Annotated in this window: 19 protein-coding genes; 5 read left to right on the forward strand and 14 right to left on the reverse strand. The window is 71.1% G+C overall.

Annotated features, from left to right (window positions below; translation table 11 throughout):
• Nucleotides 1-72: 72 nt before the first annotated feature.
• The 5 genes from AB0395_RS27045 to AB0395_RS27065 are packed head-to-tail and all read right to left on the reverse strand — an operon-like array spanning nt 73 to nt 8,494.
• A complete protein-coding gene (locus tag AB0395_RS27045) occupies nt 73-1,392 on the reverse strand; it encodes a proton-conducting transporter membrane subunit (RefSeq protein WP_366285360.1) in 1,320 nt (439 codons plus the stop codon).
• Nucleotides 1,389-2,849 carry a proton-conducting transporter membrane subunit gene (locus AB0395_RS27050; RefSeq protein WP_366285363.1) on the reverse strand — a complete coding sequence of 487 codons (1,461 nt, stop codon included), beginning with the start codon at nt 2,847-2,849 and terminating at the stop codon, nt 1,389-1,391. Before AB0395_RS27050 ends, AB0395_RS27045 begins: the two co-directional genes overlap by 4 nt.
• Complete coding sequence (locus AB0395_RS27055) at nt 2,846-6,001, reverse strand: DUF2309 domain-containing protein (protein WP_366285366.1); 3,156 nt, start codon at nt 5,999-6,001, stop codon at nt 2,846-2,848. Before AB0395_RS27055 ends, AB0395_RS27050 begins: the two co-directional genes overlap by 4 nt.
• Nucleotides 5,998-7,656 (reverse strand): SulP family inorganic anion transporter, encoded by a 1,659-nt coding sequence (locus AB0395_RS27060; RefSeq protein ID WP_366285367.1) that lies wholly within the window; start codon nt 7,654-7,656, stop codon nt 5,998-6,000. The genes AB0395_RS27055 and AB0395_RS27060 overlap by 4 nt, the downstream gene beginning before the upstream one ends.
• A complete protein-coding gene (locus AB0395_RS27065; protein WP_366285369.1) occupies nt 7,622-8,494 on the reverse strand; it encodes a hypothetical protein in 873 nt (290 codons plus the stop codon). The genes AB0395_RS27060 and AB0395_RS27065 overlap by 35 nt, the downstream gene beginning before the upstream one ends.
• A 688-nt stretch (nt 8,495-9,182) precedes the next feature.
• On the opposite strand from AB0395_RS27065, the gene AB0395_RS27070 reads away from it, so the two are divergent.
• The gene (locus AB0395_RS27070) at nt 9,183-10,556 is read left to right on the forward strand and encodes a hypothetical protein (protein ID WP_366285370.1); all 1,374 of its coding nucleotides are present in this window, start codon (nt 9,183-9,185) and stop codon (nt 10,554-10,556) included.
• Nucleotides 10,557-10,675: 119 nt separating this feature from the next.
• On the opposite strand, the gene AB0395_RS27075 is transcribed toward AB0395_RS27070, so the two are convergent.
• The 4 genes from AB0395_RS27075 to AB0395_RS27090 all read right to left on the reverse strand — a co-directional run bounded on the left by AB0395_RS27075 (nt 10,676) and on the right by AB0395_RS27090 (nt 16,042).
• The gene (locus AB0395_RS27075) at nt 10,676-13,432 is read right to left on the reverse strand and encodes an AAA family ATPase (protein WP_366285373.1); all 2,757 of its coding nucleotides are present in this window, start codon (nt 13,430-13,432) and stop codon (nt 10,676-10,678) included.
• Between the two features lie 64 nt (nt 13,433-13,496).
• On the reverse strand, nt 13,497-13,931 hold the full coding sequence (locus AB0395_RS27080; protein WP_366285375.1) for a hypothetical protein: 435 nt from the start codon (nt 13,929-13,931) through the stop codon (nt 13,497-13,499).
• Nucleotides 13,928-14,503 (reverse strand): sigma-70 family RNA polymerase sigma factor, encoded by a 576-nt coding sequence (locus tag AB0395_RS27085; RefSeq protein WP_366285377.1) that lies wholly within the window; start codon nt 14,501-14,503, stop codon nt 13,928-13,930. The genes AB0395_RS27080 and AB0395_RS27085 overlap by 4 nt, the downstream gene beginning before the upstream one ends.
• 87 nt (nt 14,504-14,590) lie before the next feature.
• The gene (locus AB0395_RS27090) at nt 14,591-16,042 is read right to left on the reverse strand and encodes a S8/S53 family peptidase (RefSeq protein WP_366285379.1); all 1,452 of its coding nucleotides are present in this window, start codon (nt 16,040-16,042) and stop codon (nt 14,591-14,593) included.
• Nucleotides 16,043-16,234: 192 nt separating this feature from the next.
• Between AB0395_RS27090 and AB0395_RS27095 the strand changes: the two genes are divergently transcribed.
• Nucleotides 16,235-18,796, forward strand: a complete 2,562-nt coding sequence (locus tag AB0395_RS27095) for a CHAT domain-containing tetratricopeptide repeat protein (protein ID WP_366285382.1) — start codon at nt 16,235-16,237, stop codon at nt 18,794-18,796.
• A gap of 120 nt (nt 18,797-18,916) precedes the next feature.
• Nucleotides 18,917-19,333: a hypothetical protein gene (locus tag AB0395_RS27100; RefSeq protein WP_366285385.1), complete on the forward strand. Its 417-nt coding sequence runs from the start codon at nt 18,917-18,919 to the stop codon at nt 19,331-19,333.
• Between the two features lie 137 nt (nt 19,334-19,470).
• Here AB0395_RS27100 and AB0395_RS27105 read toward each other — a convergent pair whose 3' ends face one another.
• Nucleotides 19,471-20,124, reverse strand: a complete 654-nt coding sequence (locus tag AB0395_RS27105; protein WP_366285386.1) for a TetR/AcrR family transcriptional regulator — start codon at nt 20,122-20,124, stop codon at nt 19,471-19,473.
• 75 nt (nt 20,125-20,199) lie between these two features.
• Between AB0395_RS27105 and AB0395_RS27110 the strand changes: the two genes are divergently transcribed.
• Nucleotides 20,200-20,841, forward strand: coding sequence for a DUF4386 family protein (locus tag AB0395_RS27110; RefSeq protein ID WP_366285389.1), 642 nt, complete (start codon nt 20,200-20,202; stop codon nt 20,839-20,841).
• A gap of 272 nt (nt 20,842-21,113) precedes the next feature.
• Here AB0395_RS27110 and AB0395_RS27115 read toward each other — a convergent pair whose 3' ends face one another.
• Complete coding sequence (locus AB0395_RS27115; protein ID WP_366285390.1) at nt 21,114-21,569, reverse strand: calmodulin-binding protein; 456 nt, start codon at nt 21,567-21,569, stop codon at nt 21,114-21,116.
• Nucleotides 21,570-22,196: 627 nt separating this feature from the next.
• Between AB0395_RS27115 and AB0395_RS27120 the strand changes: the two genes are divergently transcribed.
• Nucleotides 22,197-22,664 carry a hypothetical protein gene (locus AB0395_RS27120; RefSeq protein WP_366285393.1) on the forward strand — a complete coding sequence of 156 codons (468 nt, stop codon included), beginning with the start codon at nt 22,197-22,199 and terminating at the stop codon, nt 22,662-22,664.
• On the opposite strand, the gene AB0395_RS27125 is transcribed toward AB0395_RS27120, so the two are convergent.
• The 3 genes from AB0395_RS27125 to AB0395_RS27135 form a co-directional block, all read right to left on the reverse strand.
• Nucleotides 22,661-22,831: a BldC family transcriptional regulator gene (locus tag AB0395_RS27125; protein WP_366285403.1), complete on the reverse strand. Its 171-nt coding sequence runs from the start codon at nt 22,829-22,831 to the stop codon at nt 22,661-22,663. The genes AB0395_RS27120 and AB0395_RS27125 overlap by 4 nt on opposite strands.
• Nucleotides 22,832-22,957: 126 nt before the next feature.
• Nucleotides 22,958-23,191 (reverse strand): hypothetical protein, encoded by a 234-nt coding sequence (locus tag AB0395_RS27130; RefSeq protein WP_366285395.1) that lies wholly within the window; start codon nt 23,189-23,191, stop codon nt 22,958-22,960.
• A 79-nt stretch (nt 23,192-23,270) separates the two neighbouring features.
• A complete protein-coding gene (locus tag AB0395_RS27135; protein ID WP_366285405.1) occupies nt 23,271-23,417 on the reverse strand; it encodes a hypothetical protein in 147 nt (48 codons plus the stop codon).
• Between the last annotated feature and the right edge of the window lie 4 nt (nt 23,418-23,421).

Consider the following 23,421-nt stretch of genomic DNA (forward strand, 5'->3'; position numbering starts at 1 on the left):
CTCGGAGTTGTCCGGCGGCCTGTGCCAGAACCGGCCGCCGGAGTCCGGCAGCCGGTCGAGACGTTCTCCGGTTCACGGAACCACGGGGAAGACACCGCCGAGCAGCAACGCGCCGATCGCCATCGTCAGCGCGTACGTCTCCAACGGGACGAGATCGCGCTCACCCGAGTGCACGCGGCTGCCCGCGAACAGGGTGAAGAAGCACCGCATCACCGTCATCCCGTTGACGCCGACGGCCCCGATCAGCGCGAGCCAGACCAGCGGGGACTCGGCGACCGAGCCGTGGATCAGCAGGTGGCCGCCCGCGAATCCGAGGGACAGCGGGAAACCGGCCGTGGCGAGCCCGCACAGCAGGAACGCCACGGCGAGTCGCGGGGTCCTGGCGAAGTTCCCGCTGGGAACGACCAGCGACAGCGTGCCGCGTCGCGCCTCGAGCGCGGCCAGCGCCATGGCGAATCCCGAGACGGCCAGGGCGGAGACCTCCCAGGTGAGCACCGCTCCGGACACCGCGGCCTGCGAGCCGTTGCCGAGACCGCACGCGACCAGCCCGGTCTGACTCATCATCAGGAAGGCCAGCGCCCGCCTCGCGTTGTTCTGCAGCACTCCGAACACCGAGGCCACGATGGCGGTCAGGCCGCCGACCAGGGCCACGTCGTGCGCAAGCGACGCCGACAGCGCCGTGGCCGACAGGTCGAGCTGGGCGAGCACGCCGAGCGGGGCCGTGCCGAACGCGACCACCACCCCCAGCGGAGCCCGCTCGACGAACCGGGGATACCAGCTGTGCAGGGGGATGACCGCGAACCTGATCATGATCGCGAGCACCACGAGGACGGTTCCCGTCACCCGCAGACCGGCGCCCGCCAGCGCGGTGCCCACGCCGAAGAGCAGGACGCCGGGCACGTGGTAGACCGCGAACAGACGGTCGAGCCCGTCACCTCGCCGCGCCCCCTCGCCGCCGCCGTCGCGCCGCAGCCCGGCCCAGACGAGCCAGGCGGACAGCGCCCACAGCACGACGGCGACCGCCGCATGTCGGACGGCCACGAAACCGGAGGAGACCGCCAGCACCTGCAGTATCCGGGCCATGGTCGCGGGCGGATGCGACGCGAGCGGGCTCATCGCCACGACCAGCAGGCCCGCCGCGCAGGTCACGACGATGACGAGCCTGGCGGCGCCCTCCGGCAGCGCGACGACGGTCAGGCCCGCGACCTGCTGTTTGCCGGTGACGAAGAAGACGGACCGGTTGAGCGGCGGCAGCACGATCGAGAGCGCCGTCGCGGCCGACGCGCAGTACACCGCGGTACGGCGCGCGGCCTGCGGATCGGCGATGCGGGAGACGACGGCGGAGGACGCCAGGAACAGGGCCGCGACCAGCAGCGGGACCAGCGCGATCATGATTCTTGCTCTCCTCGTCCCGTTGTCTCCCCACGCCCTTCGCCCTCCGCGGTCACCGCCGCGACGCTCAGGCCCGCGGGCTCCGTGCGCGCCCCTGTGTGGGGCAGCGGAGTCCACCCGGTGCTCAGCAGCCGCGCCCACCGGTCGTCCAGCGACTCCGCCCGCCTGACCAGGCGGGCCAGACCGCCGACCACGTGGTCCCGCAGCCATGCGTCGAAGTAGCCCCGTTCCAGCGCGTAGCGGTACAGCCACGCCTGGGTACCAGCCGGGACCAGGCGGTCCAGGTACCTGCCCGTCGGCGGCAGTGGCCTGCCCGTCGCCTGTTCCAGGTGGTGGTGGTCGTGGATCAGGCTGGGAGAGCGCAGGATCTGGGCGCTGCGCAACGCGGCGTGCGCGATCAGGTGTGCCAGCGCGAGATAGCGCAGGCCGAGCCCGACCTCGGCCAGGATCACCCCGATCTGGGTCATCGAGGCGTAGGCCAGCGTGCTCTTGATGTCCGTCTGGGCGCGTCCGACCAGGGTGGCGTGGACGGCGGTCAGCGCGCCGACCGCGACGATCGCGATCCGCACCGCCGGTGCTCCCGACCAGACGGATTCGGTGCGCAGCAGCAGGTACGGCCCCAGGCTGACGGAGATCGCGCCGTAGAAGACGGCGCTCGACGGCGTCGGTCCCTCCATGGCCCGGGGCAGCCAGCCGCCCAGAGGCACCTGGGCGGCCTTGCCCATCGACGCCCACAGCAGCGGAAGGCCGATCAGGAAGGCGTCCCAGGTGGAGGTGGGGGCCTGAAAGCCCGCCCATCCGCTGTCACCCTGGACGCCCGTACCCGCGAGCGCGCCGGTCACGGTGGACGAACCGGTGGCGTGGTGCAGCCACACCACGGCGGCCAGCAGTCCCACATCGCACGCCCGGTAGGTCAGGAACGCGCGCAGGCCGTGCTCGACGGGCTTCCTCCGCTCGTGGAAGAACGCGATCAGCAACGCCGAGGTCAGGCCGGCGAGCTCCCATCCCACGAAGGTCAGCTCCAGGGCTCCGGCGAGGGCGACGAGCTCGACGCCCGCGCCGAACAGCGCGAGGAGCATGTAGAACCGGAGGTATCCCGGTTCCTTGTGCAGGTACCGCTGGGAGAAGACGCCGATCAGGCCGCTCAGGAGCGCGGTGAGGACGGCGAAGGGAAGCGAGAGGCGGTCGCCGACGAGCAGCAGGTGGAACTCGGACTCTCCCGTGCCGAACCAGGTGCCGACGGACACCGTCACCATCCGCTGGCCGCCGCCCAGCATCATGCAGGCGAGCGCGATCGCGGACGCCATCGCGAGCCCGAAGGCCAGCACGACGGCCGTGGAGACGGCACGCTCGACCCGTCGCCGCCCTTGCCAGGCGAACACCGCCATCAGCGCGAACGCGCAGAGGGGGAACCCGACGATCGACAGCAGGAGGAACTGCTGAACCGTGTCGCTCACGGCACCTCCTGGACGTGCGCCATGGGACTCGCGGGCTCGTTCCCCGCCGTCCCCGAGGGGACCGCCTCTGGAGACACCCGCGTTGAGGGGATCGCCTCCGAGAGCTCCGCGGTTTCCGAGGGGACGGTTCCCGGGAAGATGGTTTCCGGGGACGTCCCCTCGGGGAGCACCGTCTCGAACGCGGCCATCGCGTGCGCGAATCCCAGATGTCCCCGGTTGCCCGCGTAGAACTGCGCGGAGCGGTTCACCATGGGGAACACGGCGTCCTCCGGGGTGTACGGCAGGAAACGGCCCCGGGTGAACACGTGCATCGCGTCGGAGACCGGGCTCCACGCCACGAGCTGGATCCAGCCGTTGGCAACGAGCCGGTTCAGCCCCGCGTGCGCGTCCAGGATCGCCGTCAGGCGCTCGGGCTCGGCCTCGACGACCAGCAGCAGCCGTACCGGCTCGTGGATCTCGACCATCTGCCAGGGCAGTCCCGTGCGCAGGTCGGAGGCGTGGCCGTCCATCACGCCGAGCAGTCCCACGATGTTGTGCGGGAGCTTCGTCCCGCACCCGTAGCCCGCTGGGTCCACGTAGCTGAAGTAGTACTCCAGGTTGATGCCCGCGCAGACCGGCCCCGCCGCGAGCAGCAGGTTCGTCAGGAGGTCACCTGAGGCGTCGCCTTCCGGGTCGTACGAGACGAGGAAGGCCCGCCGGTCGAGGAAGAGTCCCCGGGTCCGCGAGCGCCGTCCGACGATGCACGCCGCGTTCGTCGCGTGGCCGTACTCGGGCCTTGGCTGGCCGAGGTCGACGGTGTGGCTTTCGACGTGGGCGAGTGCGGCGTCGAGGGGAAGGTCGAGGGGTGCGGACTCGAACCTGCGGCACCGCTCGTGCGCCGCCAGGACGCACGCCTCCGCCATGACCCGCTTCGCCTCCTCGACCGAGGAAAGGAACCGCTCGGGGATCAGGTCCTCGTCGTAGTAGGTCATGGAGTCGTCGCAGGTGTTGTGGTACGCCCCGACGAACCACGTGTCCTTGGGAATGTCCGTCCCCAGGTCGCGCAGACCCTCGCGCACCCCGGCGTGGTTGGCCATGGCGGCGAACGCGCGCGCGTTGGGGCCGCCGCGCCCGCCGCCGGTCGCGCCGCAGTCATGCGCCGACTCATGCGGGTTGTTGAGGCTGGACGAGCCGTGCCCGACGATCAGCACGACCGGGGAGAACCGGCGGCCGAGGCCGGTCGTCCGCAGGGCGGCGGAGACCACGCCGACCATCTCCGGCACGGAGTATCCCCGCAGCAGGCCGTCGCCGTGCTCCTCCGTCGCGGTCGCGGCCCGTTCGAGGGCCAGCCTGGTGACGGGCGCGGCGCCGGTGCCGTGGTCCAGACGCTGGGACCAGCGGTGGAACAGACGTGGGAAGAGGCAACGGCCGACCAGGGTGACGACGTGGGCGAACCCGAGGCCGAGCGTGATCACGCTCCCACGCGCGAGGGTCCTGCTCCCGACGGTGAATCCCCGGCTCAGCCCGCCCCGCCCGCGTCGCGGCACCGCGTGCCGTCCCGCGCGCGTCGCGGCAGGCTCCTCGACGACCAGGTGTTGAGGGGTGACGACGACCGGGCACAGCGGGCGCGCGCGTATCTCGTCGATTCCTCGGTAGGTCATGGCGACCCCGAAGAAGCCCGCGTAGCCGTAGGTCTCCGCCTGCGGGAAGTGCTCTTCCAGGTGCCTGCGCAGGGACTCCTCCCGCTCGTCGATGCAGAACACGGCCTGCATCCGGGCGGGCGGCGTGACCTGGGTGGCCCCGCCCACGATCTGCTGGTGCGCGGAAAGCGCGTCGAGCACCCCGACCCGGTGCCGTCGCTCGTAGGCCAGGTGCAGCAGGCGGCGCCGTTCGGTCTCGTCGCAGGACGCGACCGCTTCGAGCCAGGCCGTCGCGTGCCCGGCCTCCGCGAAGACCGCCATGTCCACGGGCATCACCTGTGCCAGCACGAACGCCTCGTAGACCAGTTCGAGGACGGGTCGCGCGGGCGGCTCCCCGCTCGGACCGGGGAGCCGGTCGAGGTCGGCGACCGTGGCGTGAGGGCCGAGGTAGCCGACCATCGCGTACCGCGCCGCGTACGCGTCGAGGACGAGTTGCACGGCCAGGTAGTCGACGAGCCGCGCGGCGTGCGCCTCGACCGGCGCGCGGTCGGGCCGGTGCTCGAACTGGCGCATCATGCCCGCCCAGCCGCGCAGCGACAGCAGGGTCGCCTCGATCGCGGCGCCCCACTCGGGTTCCGGCACGGCCAGTTCCCGCAGGGCCCACGCGACGGTCCGCTCCGCCGTCCAGGCCTCCGTCTCCTGCCGCCTCAACTCGGTGTCCAGACCGCGCAGGAACCGGTCGGGCGGGCCGCCCGGCTGGCCGTACAACCGCCGGAAGGCGTGCAGGAAGCCCTGCCCGCGTTCCGGCATCGGCCAGTAGGCGATGCCCTGGTCGAGGAAGGCCGCCGACAGCCGGATCAGCAGCGGATGGACCAGCTCGTCGGTGTCGGTGCCGGTCGTGGCGAGGATCTGGTCGCGTCTGCGCGGTGAGGGGGCGCCGGTACCGCGCAGGTGCGGCGCCGCCTTCTCGAGCCTGTTCCACAGGGTGTCGAGCAGCTGTGCCTGCAGCGCCCGCGCGCCCGGTTCGGGAACGGCGGACCCTGTCCAGTCACGCCTGGCCTGCGCGAGCAGCTCGACGCGTCGTTGCGCGTCCAGGCGCTCGGTGAACCGGGTCCGCTGGTCCGTCTCCAGGAGCAGCCAGCTCAGGGCCGCGCCTCGCGGGACCTCGAACAGGTGCCGCAGCCGGATGGCGTGGAACCGCCCGGGAGTCGGGCCGCCGGGGACCAGCGGGGTCTCGCTGGAGACCTCAGCCTCGACGACCGCCTCGATGTCACCGGGCCTGATGCGTCCGGAGTCGACGAAGCCCTGGAACGCGGCCTCGCTCTGGAACGGCTCGGTGCCGAACACGCGCGCCGCGCTGACGACGGCCTCGTCGAAGGGGAGGTGCTCGAACGCGTGCAGGGTGTTGTGGTGGACGAATGTCTGCAGCGGCGCCTGGTCGGGCAGCAGCTTCGCCGCCCGCTCGACCAGGTCGGCGATGCCCGCGGAGCCGTCCTCGACCGCGGGGCCCGCGGCCGTGTCCAGGTGGCTCATGCGCGCCTCCTGCGCCGGGTCGCCTGCGGGTGCGACGAGACCGGGGTGAGCCGGTCGAGCCCGCGCAGGGTGAGGGTGGCGTGCCACTCCCGGGACATCGTGGCCAGCCCGGACAGGAAGGTGTGGTCGACCAGGGCGGCGTCCTCGACGTCGACGACGACCTCGGTGACGTCCTGGCGCGCGCCGCCCGCGCCATCCGCGGCGCTCGCGGCGTTCACCGTACGGCGCAGCGGCAGCAGCGTGGTGAAGATGGCGGCGCCGGGGACGCGGATGTGCAGCACGTCTCCGGTGCGGGTCGCGTCGGCGCGGGGACGGAGGAAGGCGAGCGGCGGCACCCCGCGAACCAGGTGCAGCACGATCTTGAGGGCGAGACCGGCCGCGACGCCCATGAGCAGGTCGGTGGCGAGCGTGACGAGCAGGGTGGTCAGGAACAGGGCGAGCTGGTCGAGACCGACCTCTCCCGCGTGGATGAACTCTCGGGGGGAGGCGAGCCTGGTGCCGGTGTAGACGAGCATGGCGGCCAGCACCGCGAGGGGAATGGTCTGCAGCACGCCGGGAAGGAGGGCGACGAACAGCAGCAGGAAGGTGCCGTGGAAGAAGTTGGACCACCGGGAGGTGGCGCCCGCGTCGATGTTGGCCTTGCTGCGGACGATCTCGGAGATCATCGGCAGGCCGCCGAGCAGGGCGGAGACGAGGTTGCCGCCGCCGAGGGCGAGCAGGTCGCGGTTGAGGTCCGAGGAGCGCTTCTCCGGGTCCATGGAGTCGACCGCGAGCACGGTCAGGGTCGACTCGATGGTGCCGATCAGGGCGAACATCACCACGTACTTCAGCGACGTGCCCGTGAAGATCATGGAGAAGTCGGGGAAGGCGACGGCGTCGAGCAGGGTGCCGGGAAGCCGGACGAGGAACTCGGGGCCCAGGTGGTAGGTCGCGGTCATGAACCGGTAGTCGTGCGGGGTGCCCAGCTGGAACAACAGCGCGACGGGCACGGTCACGGCGAGCACGACCAGCGGCGCGGGCACGACACGGGCCCACCTGGCGCGGATCAGGGGCATGCCGAACATGATCAGCAGGCCGAGCGCGCCCAGCATCAGGATGCGGGGGTTGGCGTTGACGAGGCTGTGCGGGATCTCCGCGATCAGGCCGAGGGGCTCCTTGCTCTGGGGCTTGACCCCCAGGGCGACGTGCGCCTGCTTGGAGATGATGATGACCCCGATCGCGGCGAGCATGCCGTGCACCACGGAGGGGGACATCGCGATCCCGACGGTGGCCACGCGGCACAGCGCGAAGACGATCTGGATGACCGCGGCGACGACGCCGACGGCCAGTGCCCTGCGGTATCCGGCTGCGAGATCACCGCCGCCGAGTTCCTGGACCGCGCCGAGCGCGATCACGATCAGGCCCGCCGCGGGGCCCTTGATGGTCAGGGGCGCGCTGCCGAGCAGGCTGACCAGTATGCCGCCGATGATCGCCGTCAGGACGCCGGCGACCGGCGGGAACCCGCTGGCCAGCGCGATTCCCAGGCACAGCGGGAGCGCGATGAGGAAAACCAGGAAGCCGGACTTGACGTCGGCCTTCGGGAACGCGCTACGGGGCGCGGCGGATAAGTCGTCGGGGCTGTCAGGGGTCTTCAGGTCTTGACGTTCGGGCGTCACTGCGGTCCTCACAGGGGCGTGGGCGGTCTCCTCCGGCCGTGTTCGGCCGGAGGCGGTGCGTGTGGGGAACGCCTGCTCGCAGGCGTTCGGCACGCACGGGTGGACCGCGGGCGTCGCTGCTCTTGGGACTCGTCTCCGACGGTCCCGTCCTGTGGATCGCGACGACGACGCCTCGCGCACGAAGGCGGGACTCCGTCGTTCCGACGTCCGTGAGGTCGTCCTTGACCTCTCTGGAGTCGTTTTCGAACGTGCACTGTCCATCGTCGAGGGCCGTGACGGCCAACAGGCCGGTGGTCAGGCCGGTGGTCTCGCCGGTGCTCTCGTCGACGGTCGTGGGGTCTGTGGTCTCGTCGGCGCCCGTGCTCTCACGGCCGTCGGTGTCCGTGGTCGCGGCGCGGTCGTCGGGGAGCGCATGCGATCGGCCGCCCTCGGGGGCATCCGCCCACGCCCCCGCCGATCCATCGCGCCGACCCTCCGGGCCCGCCTCGGCCACTCCGATCCCGGGCGGGACATCCGCCGCTCCGGGACGCTCCTCGTGGCGTGTTTCCCCCTCGTCACGCGCGGACTCCGCGTGATGTCCGGACTTCTCGTGATGTGTGGACTTCCCGTGATGGGTGAGCCCCTCGTGAAGCCCGGACTCCCCATGGTGCGCGGACATGCCGACGCACGCCGCGGACATCGCCCTGGCCGCGGACGGGGCGATCGCCTCGATCCACGGCGTCATCGCCATCACGATCGCCAGTGCCGCTCCGATCGCGTGGAGCAGGTTCCTGCGCGCATGACGCGAGGGGGCCCGGGCGATGCGGGCGGACAGGGGTTCGGGGGGTAGCGGGGTCACTCTGGCTCCGGGCCACGATATAGGGCGAGGTGAAGCCTCATGATTGATCCAGAAAAGGATTAAAAAGGTCAAGACCTACGAAGCGTGATTGTTTACTCTCTATCCGTTGCTTCGCATTCCGTCTGACCGCACTCTAGCTGCGGCGATCCATCCGTTACCTAATTTTGTTCCGGTCAATGCCACTATGACTTTCCGTAAACATCGCAGGTCGTAAACGAGGAAGTGTTACCAAAGCGTTATCGTGTCGCTGGTGGATTGCGGCTTTCTCGACATGGATATAAGCATTCGACGGGATGCTCTCCCTATAACGCAAATACCTAACATCGTCTTCTCTATAAGGCGAATACCTAATTTTTCCGCTCCATAACACACTTACCCAACATGAGGAGATTGTCGAGTCCTCCAAAAGAGGGACACCCCAAAGGCCTGGGCGGCGATCCCGGATGAACCACCCTTTGCGGTAGAAGCCTCCCGAGACGGATGAACAACTTGGATGGCGGGCGAAGCAGGAGAAGACGACAAGACGCGCGGGGGAGACGAGAGGCGACGGCCAGCCGCCTCAGAGAAGGATGGCGTTCCCGGCGAGGGTTTTCCCCGGCTTCCGCCCCGAGGCGCCGCTCCTTGGCAGACGCTTAACGTGCGCATTCTGCGGGCGCGTTCGCGGCCCGTGTGCCAGGAAGGAGAGGTCATGGCAGGCGAGACGGCGGCCGAGCTGGAGGGGTTCGGCTATCTGGAGGCGGAGTTCGGCGACGACGGGCGCCCCATCAGCACACCCGGCGCGCCGGACATCGCGCGCTCCCACGGCGCGACCGCGCCGACCGACGTGATCGTGATGGTTCACGGCTGGAACAACACCCACCTCAGCGCCAGGGCGCTCTACCAGGACCTCGCCCGGTCGCTGCGCGCGGTGTACGGCGGCCAGCACGCCGACGCCCTGCGCGGCCGTACGCTCACCCTGCTCGGCGTGCTGTGGCCGTCCTGCCAGTGGGACTGGTTCGAGCGCATGGCGGGCACGATCGGCGCGCTGGACGCCGCCCCCGCGACCGAGCTGCAGATCAGGCTCGACGCGCTGCGCGGGCTGTTTCCCGCGCGGGAGGACAGGGAGAGACTGGAGCGGGCGCGGACTCTCGTGCCGGACGTCGAGAGGTCGCAGGACGCGCGACTGTCGTTCGTGAGGCTGGTCGTCGGCCTGCTGAACCGGGGGGCCGAGGACGCGGAGGACGCCTCCGACCAGCTGTTCTCGCTTCCGCCTCGGACGCTCGTCGAGCGCTTCTCACCCCCTCCGGCCCTCGCGGGCGACTCACCTCGGCCGGCCCTCGCGGGCGACTCACCTCGGCCGGCCCTCGCGGGCGACTCACCTCGGCCGGCCCTCGCGGGCGACGCGGCTCTCGCGGGCGAGCTGGAGTGGAACCCGCTCGGCGGCCTCCTCGACGGACTCCGCAACCTGGTCGACTTCGCCGCCTACTACCGGATGAAGGAGCGCGCGGGCACGGTTGGCAGGAACGGTCTCGCGCCGTTCCTGCGCACCGGGATCCCCCAGGGGGCCCGTATCCACCTCGTCGGCCACAGCTTCGGCGCGCGGCTGGTCACGGCCGCCGCCGCGACGGGTGGTCTCGGGCACCGCTGCTCCGTCAGTCTGCTGCAGGGCGCTTTCTCCCACCACGGCTTCGCGCACGGCTACCTGCCGGGCCATGACGGCTTCTTCAGAAAGGTGGTGACGTCCGGCGTGCTGAGCGGTCCGATGGTCATCACCCACACCCGCAACGACAAGCTGGTCAGCCTCGCGTACGCGCTGGCGTCCCGGCTCGCGGGCCAGGACGGCGCCAACGTCGCCGCCGAGATCGGCGGGGCCGACAGCCTCTACGGCGCGATAGGCGCGAACGGCGCCCAGGTCACCCCCGAGGCCGTCCAGGGACTCCTGCTGCCCGTCGGCCAGCCGTACGCGTTGACGGCGGGGCGCCCCCACAACCTCAAGGCCGACGCGTTCGTCAGCGGCCACTGCGACGTGACCGGTCCCGAGGTCGCGCACGCGATCCTGTCGGCGGTCGCGGCCACCCCCTAACCCCGCCCCGCACCTCCGTTCCGCCTCCGCCCCCTCCCGGTCCCCGTCCCGTCCCTGCCTCCGGCTCCGCCCCGCCGCCTCCGTCCTGGGGCCGCCTTCGTCCCCGTCCCCGTCCGGGGTCATGCCAGGCGGCGGGCCAGTTGCACTCGTGAGGTGATGCCGAGCTTGGTGAAGACATGGCCCAGGTGGTACTCAACGGTCTTGACGCTCAGCACCAGGTCGCGGGCCACCTGCCGGTTGGTCAGGCCGCTCGCGGCCAGGCCGGCGACCGCGTACTCCTGCGGGGTGAGGCCGAGCGGGTCGGTGCGGGGGGTGCCGGTCGTGCCCGAGCCGCAGGCGGCCAGTTCCTGCCTGCAGCGCACGAGATAGGGGGCGGCTCCCAGCCGGTCGAGGATGTCGTGCGCGGCCCCGAGGTGCCCGGCGGCCAGCCTGCGGGCACCGCCCCTGCGCAGGAACGCGCCGTACTCCAGCCGGACCCGCGCCTCCTCAAGCGGCTGGTCGATCCGCTTGAGGTGGATCAGCGCCGTGTCGAACGACGCCTCCGCCTCGGCCCGCCTGCCCTCCTCGGCGGCCAGCAGCCCGCGCAGCCGCGCCGCCGAGGCGAGCGCGGAGGAACGGTCCCGCAGCTCGGCCACCGCCTCGTACTCGTCCAGGAGCGCGCGTGCCTCGGCGAGGGCGCCGGTCCTGACCAGCGCCTCGACCAGAGGCTCACGCCAGCGGACGACACCGGGCTCGTCGACGCCGTCACCGCGTTCCGCGTTCAGGAGCGGGGTGAGCGACGCGACCACGTCCCGATGGTTGCCCCGCGCGTGCTGGATCGTCGCCCTGGCCAGTGCCGCGCAGGCCACGTTTCCCGGCTCTCCCAGCTCACGCGCCCAACGGGCCGCGGCGTCCGCGTGCGCGGTCGCCGCCTGCCAGTCGCCGCGCCCGGCGAGCGGGTACGCGGCGACGGTGTGCGCCAGGCACAGCAGCCACCGCTGGCCCGAGTCGGCGGCGAGCGAGACCGCCTGCTCGGAGCGGGCGAGGGCCTCCTCCCAGCGTCCGCTCCGGTACTCGGCCTCCGCGAGGTAGGTCGTGGCCATCGGCCCCAGGTGCACCAGCCCGGACCTGGCCGAGGCGGCGGCGCCGAGGTCACGCCGCGCGCCGTCGAGGTCGTCGGTCCACAGGCGCAGCACGCCCCGAGCGACCAGGCCGTCCAGCAGCTCGGGACGGCCGTCGGCGCCCTCGCCGGGTGTCCCGGCCACCAGGTCGAGGCCCTCGGCGAAGCGTCCGCTGATTCCGTGACCGAGGGCCAGCACGTCGCGCAGACCGTGCGGGCCGTCGGCGGGAAAGTCGCGCGGGCCGGGGGAGGGAAGGTCGTGCGGGCCGGGGGAAGGGCCGAGCGCGATGGCGCGCCGCGCCCACTCGACGGTCTGGGCGCCCTGCGACTGCGCCAGGCACAACCACGCGAGCTGTTCGGCGGCGCGGCGTCCCAGGTCGGGGCGGCCCTCCTGCCACGCCTGGACGAGCAGCCGCTGCGCGCTCTCCCGCCTGCCGGTCGCCAGGGCGATCCTGCCCAGCACGTACTGGCGCAGCGGGGTGCGCTCCATCGACTCCAGCGTCTCCGCCAGTCCCTTCGCCTGCGTGACGTTGCCGCCGAGCAGCTGGTACTCGACCGCCGTGCACGCCCTTCGCTCGCGGGGCGCGGTCACGGCGGTGAGCGGCACCGCCGCGAAAAGGTGACCCGCCGCGGAGTTCCAGCGCCCCGCCCGCGCCTCGCCCGCCGCCAGGAGTTCCAGCTCCCGCGCGATCTCCTCGTCCGGGCCCGCCGCCGCGGCGCCCCTGTGCCGCAACGAGACGGCCCGGTCGGTCTCGAGTACGGCCGCGCCCGCGTGCAGCCGGGCCCGCTGCGCCGCCCCGAGCCGCTGGTAGACGGCGGCGCGAAGCAACGGATGGGGGAAGGCGATCGTCCGCGCCGGGCCCGGGATCTCCTCGAGCAGCCCGGCCCCGACGGCCTCCTCAAGCGCGGGCAGCGGCGCCGGGACCTGTGAGAGCTCGACCGCTGTGGCCAGGGTGCTGGACAGGCCGAGCACACAGGCGGCCTGCACGAGGTCACGCGCCGCCTGCCCGCACCTGCCGAGCCTGGTCTGGACGAGGGAGATGTAGGAGCGCGGCGCGGGCAGCGGTGAATGCGCGTTCTCCAGTGCCTCGGGCGCCACCTCCTCAAGGAGCGCGCCGATGTGCAGCGGGCTGCCCTGGGTGTGGACGCGGAGCCGCTCCGCGGTCACCGCCGACAGGCGCAGGCCGTTCCTGCGGCCCGCCAGGTCCCTCACCTCGCTCGTGGTGAGTCCCCGCAGTTTGAGGCGCAGCGTCGAGTCGTCGGCCAACAGCCTGCGCAGGCCTTCGGGCAGCCGCGCGTCGCCGGGATGCTCGACGACCACGACGGCCAGCACCCGATCGGCCCGCAGCCGCCGCAGGGCGAAGGTCAGGGCGGCCAGCGACGGAGCGTCGGCCCAGTGGGCGTCGTCGACGACCATCACCACCGCCCCCGCTCCGTCCTGCAGGCTGCCGAGGTGGTCGAGCAGCGCCGACCCCGCGGCCAGCGGTCCCCTCTCGTATGTCACCGGCCGCGCCTGCGGCATGAGCTGGGTGAGCACGCCGTACTCCAGGGTGGACTCCGCCGCGTCGCCGCTCGCGCGCAGCGGGCACGCCGCCCTCCCACTGTCCGGGAACCTGTCCGGGAACCTCCCGCGGTCCAGGAACCGCCGTGTCAGCGAGGATTTGCCGATCCCCGGGGGACCGTCGACGACGACGATCCTGGGACGGCCCTGGCACGCATGCTCCAGCGCGGCCTCCAGCAGCGCCAGCTCGTGCCTGCGGCCGACGAACGCTGTCATGAACCCCTCCTTCCGAACCCTCGATAGCTGGAGGGGGAAGGAGGGATCCTGATACACCCCGGCCTCAGAGAGTGATCCACTCCGTGGTGATCACGGATGTGGCCAGGTGACAGCTGAGGCTGAACGCACCCATGATCACGTGGTCGCCGCTGAAGCGGCCGAGGGGGTCGGCGGTGAGCGTCACCGGCCGGTTGCCGTTGACCTCGATCCTGGCCTGCTGCGGCGGCAGCAACTGGCCCACGATCCGCCCCGAGGTCTCGCCGGTGGAGATCTCCAGCTCGATGACCGTCCCGCCGCACTGGAAGGTCAGCAGGCGCGGCTGTTCGTCGCCGCGTACTCGGACCGGATGCTCCAGGGAGTCGAAGGTCAGCGCCGCGAGTTCGGCGTCCAGCGTGTGCAGCGCGAAGGCCTCGATCACCGCCTGTACGGCGGCCGGCGCCGGAGGGTCGAAGATCTCGGCCGCCCGCCGCAGCTCGCGCTCCAGCTCCTCGTCGTTCACCGGATGCCCCGATCGTTCAGGAGGGCGCGCAGCCGTCGCAGGCAGCGCTGCCTGATGGGCCCGATGCTTCCCACGGCCAGGCCGAGGGCCGAGGAGACCTCCTCGTAACTCGGCGGTGGCGAGGTGATCAACAGCCGTAACAGCCGCTGGCAGTTCTCGCCGAGCTGCTGGAAGGACTGCCAGACCTGACGCAGGCGGTCCCTGTCCCTGGCCGCGTCCTCGGCCGCGATCACCGACTCCTCAGGGGTCGGCTCGTGGCTGAGCAGGTCGAGCACCTGCGGACTGTCGCTGAGCGACAGGGCACGCTCGGTCTTGAGCACTTTCAGGCACTCGTGCCTCGCGGTGCTGGCCAGCCACGACCCCACCTTGTCCGGCTCGCGGATCTGCCGGAGGCTCTGCGCGAGCCTGAACCACGCGGTCTGGTAGACCTCAAGCCCGTCCGCGTCGGAGAGCCGGTAGGACCGCACGACGGACCACACCAGCGGGCTCAGCCCTTCCACGAGCCCCTTCCAGGCCGCGGCGTCCCCGTCGACCGCGGCCAGGAAGAGAGGGCCGATCGAAGCGCGTTCCATTCGGGAGTCCTTTTCGGTTGGAAGACCGTTTCATCGTCGGAAGCCGTTCCGCGCGGGCCGTCTGCGCCCCGCGCGGAACGGTCAGGGTCAGGCGATGGTCGTCACCTGGGAGGGCGTCCACGTCGGAGGCGTGAGCGCAGAGACGACCCGGTTGTGGATCTTGAGGGAGGAGGCGCCCCGGATGAGGTCACGCGCGGCCACCCGTGGCTCCCTGATGCCCCTCGCCCTCATGTGATCGGCGATCATGCCGACCACCAGGGGCACGGCGAACGACGTGCCGCTCCACCTGGCCATTCCGTCGAAGCGCACCCGATCCTGTGAGGCGTCGGTGAACGCGATCCTCTCGCTGGCCTCCCCGACGTGCTGCGGGAGGCGGCAGGTGCAGTCGTAGGTCGAGCCGTAGCGGCAGTGGCTGAAGGTCGAGTGCTGGTAGTCGTAGGTCTCCACGGAGCCGTCGAGTGGGGAGAAAGCGCTGACCAGGCGCTCTCCGGGGGCGTACACCCTGACCCAGGACCCGTGGTTGCTGAAACAGGCGCGGTCGGCGCCGTCGGTCCGCAACGCGCCGACGGAGACGACGGACTCCTCATACCCCTTCGTCTCCGCGTGGGCCGCGGGCCAGAACTTCATGCTGTTGCCGTTGTTGCCCGCGGCGGCGACCAGCAGGGTGGGCCGGTTCTGGAGCTTGGCCATGAAGTTCTTGAGCGCCAGCAGCGGTTGCGAACGGGTGGTCGCGGTTCCCGCGGACAGGCTGATGATGTCGGGCCAGCCGCCCGCCAGCGCCTTCATGAGCTGCGCGGCGAACATGTCCTCGGGGACGGCCGTCGGGTCGGACAGGGTGTTGAACACCGTGACCTCGGCCTGCGGGGCGACGGCCCCGATCAGGCCCGCGATGAAGGTGCCGTGGCCGACGTACAGGTTGAGGATTCCCTCTCTGTCGAACGGCCTCTTCTCCCCGCCGCCCTGCTTCGAGGAGGGGTGGACGCCCCGCATCCAGGGGTAGGTGTCGTAGCCCTCGACCAGTCCCGTGTCGATCACCATCACCCGGACCGGCCTTCTGAGCGGGGGTCTCCTCACCGGCTCCAGGGTTCTGTAGATGGCCGGGTTCGGCGACGCAGGCGAGGGCACCGGAACCGGCTCGTCCCCGGGGCAGCAGTTCACCGTGATGGAGACGAGGTGGTTGCGCGTCGCGATCTGCCTGTCCTCCCTGCGCTCCAGCGGGCGGATCACCGCCAGCGCGTCGGTCACGTTCGGATCGGATCCGCGGTCACCGGCGTTGGGATCCCCGACGCGGATTCTGGCGACCCCGCTCTCGTCATCGTCGTCGAACCGCACCCTCCTGACCTCGCGAGCCCTGTCCGAGTCGGGGCCGAAAGCCTCCCTGACCACCCTGATGACCAAGTCGGCGTCGTCCTCCGTAGCCAGGATGTGACCCTTCTGGTAGAGGAACTGGGCCTTGCGGTCGGGACCCGCCGCGAGAGGCACGTCATCCATGCCCGCCTGGATATGGTCGAACTGCTCTTGAAATCTGTCAGGTTCCATGACACGGTCCTTGTCGAGAGTGATGTGATCACTTATCAAGAGTCAGCCGGAAGCGGATTGATACACCTCCTGAGGCGTCGGGTGGTGTCCAGCGGCATGGACGCAGTGCACCCTCACGTCTAACATCGATCCGTGGCGCCGGGAAGGTCACAGATCCGGAGTTTTGGCGGAGATCCTCTGGATCTGTTGCCCTTGGTTTTCGCACGACCGAAAGATGCCCTCGCCGGGGCGCACGCCCTGCTGGCGGTCGGGCCCACGCCGTATGACGCCTCGGTGGCTCACCAGGTGATCGGCATCTGGCATCGCGACTTCGGCGATCTCACCGTCGCGATCGGTCACCTGCGGCGGGCCCGTGTCCTGGCCGCGCGCTCCGGTTCGCCCGACCGTGAGGCGGATGTGCTGGCCACCCTGGGGGCCGCCCTCATCCACGCGGGCCGTACCCGCCACGGGATGGGCGCGCTGCAGCAGGCTGTCGCGCGCGGCGAGGGCCTCACCGCCGCCCGCGTGCTCTATCGGCGAGGCTACGTCTGGTGGGTGCTGGGCAACCATCGTGAGGCGCTCGCCGACCTGCGCCAGGCCATCCCCGTCCTGCGCCGCTCGCACGACACGATCTGGACCGCCCGCGCGCTCACGCTGCGCGCGACCGTCCACCTGGCCCTGGGCTCGGCCGAGCAGGCGGAGGCCGACTTCGTCGCCGCCGAACTGCTGTGGGCGGGCACCGACCAGGACCACGACAAGGCCGACGCCGTGGAGAACCGGGGGCTCGCCGCCTTCAGGGCCGGTGACCTGCCCATGGCACTGCGCCACTTCGACGAGGCCGCGAGGCGCTACACGGAGCTGGGCACGCCCATGTTCGTCCTGAACATCCGGCGCTGCGCGGCCCTGCTCGCCGCGGGGCTGGCCACGGAGGCCCTCGAGGAGGCCGACGCCGCCGCGAGCCTGCTCGCCCGCAGGGGAGGACAGAGCACCCGAGGAGCGGAACTCCTGCTCACCGCGGCGCGGGCGGCCATCGCGGCGGGTGACCCGCACGCGGCGATGGCCAGGGCCACGCTCGCGGCCCGTCAGTTCTCCCGCCAGCGCCGGGACTGGTGGCACGCCCACGCCCGGTTGGTCCTGCTGCAGGCCCGCTTCGCCGCGGGGCAGGTCTCCGGGCGTCTGGTCGGCGACGCCGCGGCCGTGGCCGCCAGGCTGGCCGGGCTCGGCTCTCCCGAGGCGGTGCAGGCCGAGTTGCTGGCGGGCCGTACCGCCCTCGCCCTCGGCAGGGCGGACGAGGCGGCACGCCACCTCACGGTCGCGGCCAGGACCAGGAACCGCGGGCCCGCGCTCGCCCGCGTCGACGGGTGGGTGGCCCACGCGTTGTGCGCCGAGGCGGCGGGCCGTACCCACACGCTGCTGGGGGCCTGCAGGCGTGGGCTCGACCTGCTGGATGAGCACCGGATGACCCTGGGCGCCTCCGAGCTACGGGCGCGGGCCGCGGCCCAGGGGGCGGAGCTGGCTCTGCTCGCCCAGCGGGTCGCCCTCGCCAAGGGAGACCCGCGGCGGTTGCTCGAGTGGAGCGAACGCTGGCGGGCGACCGCCTTGACGATCCCGCCGACCCGGCCGCCCGACGATCCGGAGCTCCTGCGCGCCGTGACGGCCTTCCGCGAGATCGCGAGCCGGGTCGAGGAGGCCAGGGGGCAGGGCGTCCCCGTCCCCTCGCTGGAGCGCGAGCTGCGCAGGCTCGAACGGGACATTCGCGCCCACACTCTCCGCACGCGAAGCGGGGAGGGGCCGCACGGGCACCGCTTCCGTGTCGCCTCTCTCCTGGAGCGCCTCGAAGACGGCTGGCTGGTCGAGATCGTCGCCATCGACGGCACGCTGCACGTCCTGTTGTGCGGAAGGGGCCGTGTGCGCAGGTTCACCGCGGGCAGGTTCGCCGACGCCGCCCTTGAGGCCGACCACGCCCGCGCCGGGCTGCGGCGGGTGGCCTACCGGCGGCCGGGCGACTGGCTGCCGCTGCTTGAGGCGGGTGGGCGGCGCATGGAGGAGGCCCTGCTCGGCCCGGCCGTACGGCACCTGGGCGAGGGACCTGTCGTGATCGTCCCGCCGGGGCGGCTGCACGGCGTGCCCTGGACGCTGCTGCCCTCGCTGCGGGGACGCGTGCTCAGCGTCTCGCCGTCGGCGGGCGCCTGGCTGCGTGCCCGGCAGGTGCCGCCATCGGGGGAGCGCGTCGTTCTCGTCAAGGGTCCCGGGCTGGCGACGGGCGGTGCCGAGGTGCCGAAACTGGCCACGCGGTACGGCACCGCGAAGGTGTTGCACGACGGCACCGCGAGGGCGGCGGCCGTCCTGGCGGCCATCGACGGCAGCAGGCTCACCCACATCGCCGCCCACGGCACCTTCAGGGCGGACAGTCCCATGTTCTCCTCGCTGCGCATGGACGACGGCCCGCTCACCGTGCACGACTTCGAGCGCCTCGACAGGGCGCCGCATCGGATGGTCCTGTCCAGCTGCGACTCGGGCAGGCTCCAGCCCGTCGGGGCGGACGAACTGCTCGGGCTGGCCACGGCACTGCTGCCGCTGGGTACGGCCGGCATCGTGGCCAGCAGCCTTCCCGTCGACGACGAGGCCGTGATCCCGTTGATGCTCTCCCTGCACGACGGGCTGCGCGACGGCATGAGCCTGGCGGAGGCGCTGTGCGACGCTCGTGAACGCCTTCCCCGAGACGCGCTCCACCAGGCGACGGGGTGGTCCTTCTCCGCCATCGGCGCGGGCTGACCCTGGTTCTCGGCGCGGGTGCCCCCGGGATTCTCCCGAGGCCGTCACCGAGGTGCGGCCTCCCGGCTCCGACCTAGCGTGCTAATCGCCCAGTTCACCGCACGCGCAAAGGAGGCAGCCATGGCTGCCGGTGATTTCCAGTCCTTCCCCGCGGGGTTCACGCTGGACGGCGCCATCGAGGCGACCGTTCTCGACCCGGGCGGCAACCCCACCGACATCGTCCGTAAGGGCGACGCGTGGAAGATCGACGTCAAATGGCGGCTCACCGGGGCTCTCGTGGAGATGATCTGCGGGACCTGGCAGCTCAGGGTCGTCGCCGACCCGCTCGGCCCGGGCGCCGACGTCGTCGTCTCGCGTCCCGACGTCGCCCTCACCCCGGCGAACGGCCTCTACCAGGACCTGATCGACATGCAGAACCTGCTGCAGTCGCAGGCGACCTACCAGATCATCGTGGAGCTCGGTTACACCACCGGCGCCAACAACCCCGGCACCCTCGCCGGGCTGGTCAAGCTGGGTGAGGTCAGGGTCACCCCGTGATCCGCGGGGCCCGGCTCCCCGGCTCGCCGCCGCGCCGTCGTCCCCGTTCCCACGGGGCCGGTCGTCCTCGGGCGCGGCGGCGCCGTACGGTGCCGGGCCCTGACCGGAACGTTCGTACGACCTGACCGGAACGTTCGTCACAGTCCGGCCAGGACGCGGCGCAGCCCCCAGCGGAACTGGTCGGTCGAGATGTAGGCGGCGATGGCGTCGGCCGCCGCGTGGGTCCTGGGGAAGACGTCCGGGTCGGCGGCGAAGGCGGCCCTGCGGGCGGCGATCCGTTCGGTCTCCGAGGGAGGGGGGCCGCCCGTGGGCCTTCCCTCCCCACCGCTCGTCAGCTCGGCACCGCTTGTCAGCTCGGCCGCTTCAAGGGCGACGGCGCCCAGCACGTAGACCATCACGGTGTAGCAGGCGCGCGGGTCGGGCAGCACGCCGAGCATGCTCTCGCCGACCCTGAGCGCGACGGGCCCGCTGAAGGCCGCGCCGAGGATGGCGGGAAGCGTCGCCGGATGGCGGAGCAGCACCTCGCGCAGCGTCAGGGCGAAGTCCTCGATCCGCTGGTGCGGCGGTTTCGAACGATCCTCGAGCAGCCCCAGATCGGCCTCGGCGAGCAGCCGGTCGGCCAGCGCGTTCATGATGGCGCCCCGGTCGGGAAAGTAGGTGTAGAGCGCGCCGGGGGTCAGGCCGACCCGTGAGGCCAGCGCCCGCATGGTCAGGCCATCGCCGTCGACCAGTTCCAGAGCCGCGTCCAGGACGGCCTGCGGGCTCACCGAGCGCTGGGGTCCTCTCTTCACGGGGAAACTCTAGTCTTCCCCCGAAACTCTGAACGGTGTTTAATATTAAACACCGTTCAGAGTTAAGGGAGTCCCATGAGATCGATCCTCGCCGCCGGTGTGATCGCGGCCAACGTGGCCTTCGTCGGCCTGGGTGTCACCTTCGATTACCCGGGCGTGCTCGCCGAACCGCCCGCGACGATCCTGGCCAGGTTCGCCGCCGACCAGACGGCCGTCTCCGCCTGGTTCCTGCTGCTGGCGCTCGGCGCGGGCGCGCTCATCCCGGCCGCGGTGCTCCTCGGCCGCCGCCTGCCGGACGTACCGGCCGCCGCGCTGGCGACGCGGGCCGGGGTGCTGGCCGGGCTGGTCCAGGTCCTCGGCCTGATCCGCTGGCCGTTCGCGGTGCCCGCGCTGGCCCATGCAAGTGACAGGGCGACGGCCGAGACCGTCTTCACCGTGCTGCACGGCTATCTCGGCACCGGTGTCGGCGAGACCCTCGGCTACCTGTTCACGGCCGCGTGGACCGTCCTGGTGCTCGCCGCCCTCCCCGCGCCGCCCCGCTGGTTCGGCGTGCTCGGCGTCGGCGCGGCGCTGGCGGTCCTGGCCGGGGTGCTGGTCCCGCTCGGGGTTCCGATGGCGGGACCGATCAACTTCGCGGGCTACGTGGCGTGGAGCGTGTGGGCACTCTGCCTGGCCGTACTCGCGGGGCGGCTGCTCCCGGCGCCTCATTCTGGCTGACGCCTCCGCATTCAAGGCCATCCTGCATCGGTATTGACCGGTGGCCCCACGAAGCCCCGCTGGGCAGAGCATCGGTACCCGTGGTTTGGCCGGCTCCTGCCGCGGAGTAAGCTCCAGCCGATCTACCGGGATGCGTGAACGGTCCGCGCCGTCGAAGAGCCTCAGCCTCTGTCATAGATCCTGCCCCGGACACAGCGCGGCCTCGATCCTCTTTGGGGGACCGAGGCCGCTTTCGTCATGTCAGCAGATGTGCTGTGACGTGGTGTGCGGTCTTACGGTGCGTGGATCTCGCGCACCAGGCGCGATGACCAGGGGCACCAGACATAACCGGGCAGGAATGCGCCGCCCGCCTCGTCCAGGTGGTCTTCGACGTAGGGGATCGTAGCGTCGCACACCTCGATGGCGACGTCGAAGAAGTCGACCGTGTCGGGGTTGTAGTGGTAGCTCCAGCGCGGGTTGTAGGGGGCGGTGCGCGGAACGATCCGGCCGAAGAGGTGGGGCCTGTCGGTGGTCTCGCCGTTCACCAGGTCCCTGGCGTGCTGGATCTTGGCCGGGTCGGTGAGCTTGAGAACGGCCTTCTCGTGGGTGATGTCGGTGTACTCGAAGTAGGCCGCCGAGCCGGTGGCGGTGTGCTGGGAGGCGTCGGTCTGCTGGGCCTGAGCGGGGGTGGTCAGGGCGAGCATCGCAACCGCTGCGAGGGCGGCGACCTTGGGGATGGTGCGTCGCATGGGGGGCCTTTCGGAGAGGTGGTGGGATGGGTTCGGAGACATCCTGTCATCACTCTATGTAATCATTACGCTACAGATAGCTATCCAACGGGGAAGTCTTCGTGCGTCCCACGCGCCACTCCCATCCCTCCTGGATGACCCGAGGTGAAGAGGCCTCCGCCCGCGTCACCCCTGAACGACGTCTCCGCTGAACTCAAGAGCCGTCGTCGCTCATGATCCGCACCGTAAGCGAATCGCGACCTTAGTCGCAGAGTTCGGGGTTACCACGGGTCAGAAGCTACTTCGTTGGAAATTTCTGCATTGCTACCGGGACCCCAAGGGGGAACGGGGAGATGAACCCGGGCAGGTCAGTGACCGACCCGGATCCGGAACCGTGCCCCGACGTTCCCCACGACGCCTCCCGATACGTGGAGCCGTACTCCCGGCAGGCAGATGCCAGAAGCCGGGAGTGTATGGATTCGTACGGGAAACGTGACTCCATTCAGCCTGCCCGGACACTCTGGTCCCGCCCCCACATGCGAGACGGATCCAAGCGGCATCCCACTGAGCGGCTGTGCCGCGATCCTCATCGCCGTGCTGAGGCATGACGGGGGAGATATCGATGACTTATCGAGGAAAGGAAGCATCGTGAGAAAAGGTATCGCGCGCATTCTGCTGGCGCTGGGTGTGGCCGGATCGTCGGTTGTTGCAATGACCGGCACCGCTCATGCCGGCATCGCAACCGGCGGCGGCTGCCGCTACGACTACGCGGCGGTCGGCTACGGCTATTCCCTCAAGCCCTGTGTGTTCCCAGCCGCAGCCGCGGACACCATCAGCGGATACGTCGACGTCAAGATCGCCCCTAATTCCACCGACGTCTATGTCTGCGCGCAGCTCATCCCCACCAGCAGCTTGATCAGCGCGAACGCCGGCCCCGTCCACTGCGACTACGCCGGCACAAGCCCGAACCGCACCACCTACACCACCAAGGCCTACGCGAATGACAAGTTCCCGCTCCGTTTCAGAGGGGGTGACTGGGTCTACTCCGCCTGGATCAAGGAGAGCGGCCATCGTTACGGCGACGTCCAGAGCGCGCGGATCTACTTGCCCTACTAGCCACGCAACGCGAGAACTTCGCCCTCGCGGTAGCGGTGTTGACCGCTCGGGGTGCGTGTGGAGGAGAGCCTGCCCTCTCTCGCCCAACGGGTGACGGTCCTCGGATCGACGCCGAACAGGCGCGCGACCTCGGGCGGGGTCAGCAGCCGTTCGGCGGTGCCGTCGATGGTGAAGGTGCCGTCAGCGCCAGTGATCATGATGGTGGCCATGGGGGATCTCCCGGTGGGGTGGGTGAGGAAACAGCCGGACGGCTCGCGGAGCGTGTCAGCACGAGCCGTCCGAGGATCAAGGGGTCACCGGCGCGTCCGGTCGATGATCTCGGCGTGTCGGCCGAGCGCGGCGGCCAGGCGCTCCGGGGTGCCGCGGCCGATGAAGTCGCGTGCTCCGGCGCTGTGCTGGGGCGTGGTGACCGGCCGGTAGCGGTGCGCCCACCATCGGGCCACGCCCGGGGCGTCGGCCACCTGGAAGCGCCAGCCGGGGTAGATGGTGCCCAACAGGGCGATCACCTCGAGGTCGTGTTCGGTCAAGGTCGGCTCTCATGCCAGGTGGTGAGCGTGGGGGGTGCCCGGCCAGAGGAGATGTCCGGCCGGGCACCCAGGGCACCGGTCACGGGGGCACGGTGACCGGCGCGGAGCGGTTCCCCTTCCCCGATGTCCCGGGAACCGCGTGGGTGTGCGACCCGGGCGCGACGGCGGGGATGGAGAAACCGGCGAAGGCCGCCCTGAAGTTCTCCCGCTTGCGCAGGATCGTGATCCAC

The sequence above is a fragment of the Streptosporangium sp. NPDC051023 genome (assembly GCF_040689595.1).
Classification (GTDB): domain Bacteria; phylum Actinomycetota; class Actinomycetes; order Streptosporangiales; family Streptosporangiaceae; genus Streptosporangium.

Coding starts and splice junctions, on each gene's coding strand:
- AB0395_RS27045 (WP_366285360.1), bottom strand. CDS start 1,392: ATGATCGCGCTGGTCCCGCTGCTGGTCGCGGCCCTGTTCCTGGCGTCC.
- AB0395_RS27055 (WP_366285366.1), bottom strand. CDS start 6,001: ATGAGCCACCTGGACACGGCCGCGGGCCCCGCGGTCGAGGACGGCTCC.
- AB0395_RS27070 (WP_366285370.1), top strand. CDS start 9,183: ATGGCAGGCGAGACGGCGGCCGAGCTGGAGGGGTTCGGCTATCTGGAG.
- AB0395_RS27075 (WP_366285373.1), bottom strand. CDS start 13,432: ATGACAGCGTTCGTCGGCCGCAGGCACGAGCTGGCGCTGCTGGAGGCC.
- AB0395_RS27085 (WP_366285377.1), bottom strand. CDS start 14,503: ATGGAACGCGCTTCGATCGGCCCTCTCTTCCTGGCCGCGGTCGACGGG.
- AB0395_RS27090 (WP_366285379.1), bottom strand. CDS start 16,042: ATGGAACCTGACAGATTTCAAGAGCAGTTCGACCATATCCAGGCGGGC.
- AB0395_RS27100 (WP_366285385.1), top strand. CDS start 18,917: ATGGCTGCCGGTGATTTCCAGTCCTTCCCCGCGGGGTTCACGCTGGAC.
- AB0395_RS27110 (WP_366285389.1), top strand. CDS start 20,200: ATGAGATCGATCCTCGCCGCCGGTGTGATCGCGGCCAACGTGGCCTTC.
- AB0395_RS27115 (WP_366285390.1), bottom strand. CDS start 21,569: ATGCGACGCACCATCCCCAAGGTCGCCGCCCTCGCAGCGGTTGCGATG.